This is a genomic window from Pontibacter sp. HSC-14F20, assembly GCF_019599265.1.
Taxonomy (GTDB): domain Bacteria; phylum Bacteroidota; class Bacteroidia; order Cytophagales; family Hymenobacteraceae; genus Pontibacter.
Genome location: NZ_JAHZTC010000039.1, coordinates 1 through 3,674, shown reverse-complemented (window position 1 = coordinate 3,674; position 3,674 = coordinate 1). Strand labels below are relative to the sequence as shown.

The following is a 3,674-nucleotide window of genomic DNA, read 5'->3' as shown; positions in this document are numbered from 1 at the left end:
GCCGACGAACTGGGGCTGAAAGCAGGAATACCCGTGACCTATAAATCAGGGGACCAGCCCAACAATGCCCTCTCGCTGAACGTGCTCAAGCCCGGGGAGGTAGCGGCCACCGCCGGCACCTCGGGCGTCATTTACGGCGTGAGCGACAAGCTGATTTACGACCCGCACTCGCGCGTGAACACCTTTGCCCACGTCAACTACGCCGGCGACGAGAAGCGGCTGGGCGTGCTGCTGTGCATCAACGGCACGGGCAGCCTCAACCGCTGGATCAAAACCATTGCCGGCACCGGCATCAGCTATGCCGAGATGAACCAGCTGGCCGCCGCTATTCCTGTCGGCAGTAACGGGCTGCGGGTGATTCCGTTCGGCAACGGAGCCGAGCGCATGCTCAATAACAAGATCGTGGGCACCCACTTCCACCACATCGACCTGAACCTGCACACCAAGGCCCATTTGTTCCGCGGCGTGCAGGAGGGCATCGCTTTTGCCTTCCGTTACGGGCTGGACATCATGCGCGAGAACGGCATGAACCCCAGCATCATCCGGGCCGGCAAAGCCAACCTCTTCCTGAGCGACTCCTTCACTGAAGCCTTCGTGAATGCCACGCACGTGCCCGTGGAGCTCTACCAGAACGACGGCAGCGTGGGTGCTGCCCTGGGCGCAGGCATCGGTGTGAAAGCCTTCCAATCAGAAGAAGAAGCTTTCACCAACAGCAAGCGCCTGCAGGTGGTAGCGCCCAAAGCCATCGACCAGTATGAGCCGGTGTACCAGGAGTGGAAGGCGCTGCTGGAGAAACAACTCAACCACCCATACCCTTCCTTGCAAACAAGCTAACACTTATACCTTATGGCAAACCATACCTTATCCCAGACAGAATATTTCAAAGGCATCGGCAAGATCAAGTTCGAAGGACTTGAGTCGGACAACCCGCTGGCCTACCGCTGGTACGACGAGCACCGCGTGGTGGCAGGCAAAACGCTGAAAGAGCACCTGCGCTTTGCCGTGGCCTACTGGCACTCCTTCAACGCCGATGGCTCCGACCCTTTTGGTGGCCCGACGCTCAGGTTTGGCTGGAACAAAAAAGAGGATGTGATCGGCAGAGCCCAGGACAAAATGGACGCCGCTTTCGAGTTCATCACCAAGCTGGGCCTGCCCTACTACTGCTTCCATGACGTGGACGTGGTGGACTATGGCAACGACATCCGCGAGAACGAGCGTCGGCTGCAGACCATGGTGGAGTACGCCCGGCAGAAGCAGCAGGAGACAGGCATCAAGCTGCTGTGGGGCACGGCCAACGTCTTCTCGCACAGCCGCTACATGAACGGCGGCGCCACCAACCCCGATTTCCATGTGCTCACCCATGCCGCTGCCCAGGTGAAAGCCGCCCTGGATGCCACCATTGCCCTGAACGGAGAGAACTACGTGTTCTGGGGAGGCCGTGAAGGGTATATGACCTTGCTCAACACGGACATGAAGCGCGAGCAGGAGCACTTTGCCCGCTTCCTGCACACGGCCAAGGACTATGCCCGCAGGCAGGGTTTCAAAGGCACTTTCTTCATCGAACCCAAACCCATGGAGCCCACCAAGCACCAGTACGACTACGACGCGGCCACGGTGATCGGCTTCCTGCGCCACTACGACCTGCTCGATGATTTTAAGCTCAATATCGAAGTGAACCACGCCACGCTGGCCGGCCATACCTTCCAGCACGAGCTGCAGGTGGCTGCCGATGCCGGCCTGCTGGGCTCTATCGACGCCAACCGCGGCGATTACCAGAATGGCTGGGATACTGACCAGTTCCCCAACAACCTCAACGAGCTGACCGAGGCCATGCTCGTGTTCCTGGAGGCCGGCGGCGTGCAGGGCGGCGGCATCAACTTTGACGCCAAGATCCGCAGAAATTCCTCCGACCCGGCTGATTTGTTCTACGCCCACATCGGGGGGGCCGATACCTTTGCCCGCGCCCTGATCACGGCCGACAACATCCTGCAAAACTCCGATTACAGCAAGATCCGCAAAGAGCGCTACGCCTCCTTTGACAGTGGCAAAGGCCAGGAATACGAAGCAGGCAAGCTGACACTGGAAGAGCTGCGCAACTACGCCATCGTGCATGGGGAGCCGGAAGCAAGAAGCGGCCGCCAGGAGTACCTCGAGAACCTGATCAACCGCTTTATCTAAAAAGCTGGGAGCTAAACATCAACCCCTTACTCACTTCCTTATGATACAGCACCAAACAGCAACGGCGGAGCAGAACCTCCCCTACATCGCCGGCATCACGTTAATTGCCACCCTGGGCGGGCTCCTCTTTGGCTACGACACGGCCGTGATATCAGGGGCCGAGAAATCAGTGCAGCGCTACCTGATCACAAGCCAGGGCCTGAGCACCTGGGTACACGGGGCCACTATCTCCAGCGCTTTGATCGGCTGCATCATCGGGGGGGCCATCTCAGGGTACTTCTCCTCGGGCATCGGCCGGAAAAAGACGCTGATTCTGGCGGCTATGCTGTTTTTCCTTTCGGCGCTGGGCTCTGCCTACCCCGAGTTCTTGTTCTTCCGCCAGGGCGAGCCGACCATGGGTTTGCTGTACATGTTCAACTTCTACCGCATCCTCGGCGGTATTGGCGTGGGGCTGGCTTCGGCCGTGTGCCCGGTATACATTGGCGAGATTGCGCCGGCCAACCTGCGCGGCCGCCTGGTGTCGCTCAACCAGTTTGCCATTATCTTCGGGATGCTGGTGGTGTATTTCGTCAACTGGGGCATTGCCAGCGGACAGTCGCCCGAGTGGCTCAATGAAGTGGGCTGGCGCAGGATGTTCCTGTCAGAGGCTATACCTGCCGGCTTGTTTGGGGTGTTGCTCTTTTTTGTGCCGGAGTCACCGCGCTTCCTGAGCATGGCAGGCCGCGACAGCGAGGCCCTGCAGATCCTGACGAAAGTAAACGGCCCCTCCCGCGCCAGCCTTATTCTGGCAGACATCAAAAACACGGTGGAGCACCACTCGGGCAAGCTCCTCTCCTATGGCAAAACGGTGATCGTGATCGGTATTCTGCTTTCAGTCTTCCAGCAGTTTGTAGGCATCAACGTGGCCCTGTATTACGCCCCGCGCATTTTTGAAAGCATGGGCGCCGGCAAGGACGCCTCCATGCTGCAGACTGTGGTGATGGGCATCATCAACGTGATCTTTACCGTGGTGGCCATTCTGACAGTGGACCGGTGGGGCCGGAAGCCGCTGCTGATGGTGGGCTCGGTCGGGATGGCCGTTGGCATGTTTGCCATCGCCGGGCTCTCCTATTTTGAAGTGATCGGCATCAGCACGCTTGTGTTCATCATCCTCTATACCGCCTCGTTTATGATGTCGTGGGGGCCGATCTGCTGGGTGCTCATCTCCGAGATTTTCCCCAACAAGATCAGGGGCAAAGCCGTGGCCGTAGCAGTGGCCGCGCAGTGGGCGGCCAACTACTTTATCTCCTCTACCTACCCGTCGATGATGGAGTTCAGCGGGGCCTTCACCTACGGCTTTTATGGGGTGATGAGCGTGCTCTCGCTGCTCTTTGTCTGGAAGATGGTGCCGGAAACCAAAAACAGGTCGCTCGAGGAAATGGAGGCGCTGTGGACCGGACCGGCAGCCCTGGCGCAACACAAAACACCACCCTTGGCGGTTAAAACCAAGGTATAGC

At 59.0% G+C, this 3,674-nt stretch carries 3 protein-coding genes; all 3 read left to right on the top strand.

Going from position 1 to position 3,674, the window contains the following annotated elements; all coding sequences use genetic code 11:
* Positions 1 to 834: FGGY-family carbohydrate kinase (locus K3G39_RS20360; RefSeq protein ID WP_255594570.1), on the top strand; the 834-nt coding region annotated here is incomplete at its 5' end.
* 12 nt (positions 835 to 846) lie between these two features.
* Entirely contained in the window at positions 847 to 2,178 is a 1,332-nt protein-coding gene (gene xylA, locus K3G39_RS20355; protein ID WP_220628015.1) for a xylose isomerase, read from the top strand.
* 40 nt (positions 2,179 to 2,218) lie between these two features.
* Positions 2,219 to 3,673: a D-xylose transporter XylE gene (gene xylE / locus K3G39_RS20350; protein WP_255594569.1), complete on the top strand. Its 1,455-nt coding sequence runs from the start codon at positions 2,219 to 2,221 to the stop codon at positions 3,671 to 3,673.
* The last annotated feature ends 1 nt before the right edge of the window (position 3,674 follow it).

Excerpts from the sequence above, each read along its gene's own strand:
- xylA (WP_220628015.1), top strand. The coding sequence starts at position 847 with ATGGCAAACCATACCTTATCCCAGACAGAATATTTCAAAGGCATCGGC.
- xylE (WP_255594569.1), top strand. The coding sequence starts at position 2,219 with ATGATACAGCACCAAACAGCAACGGCGGAGCAGAACCTCCCCTACATC.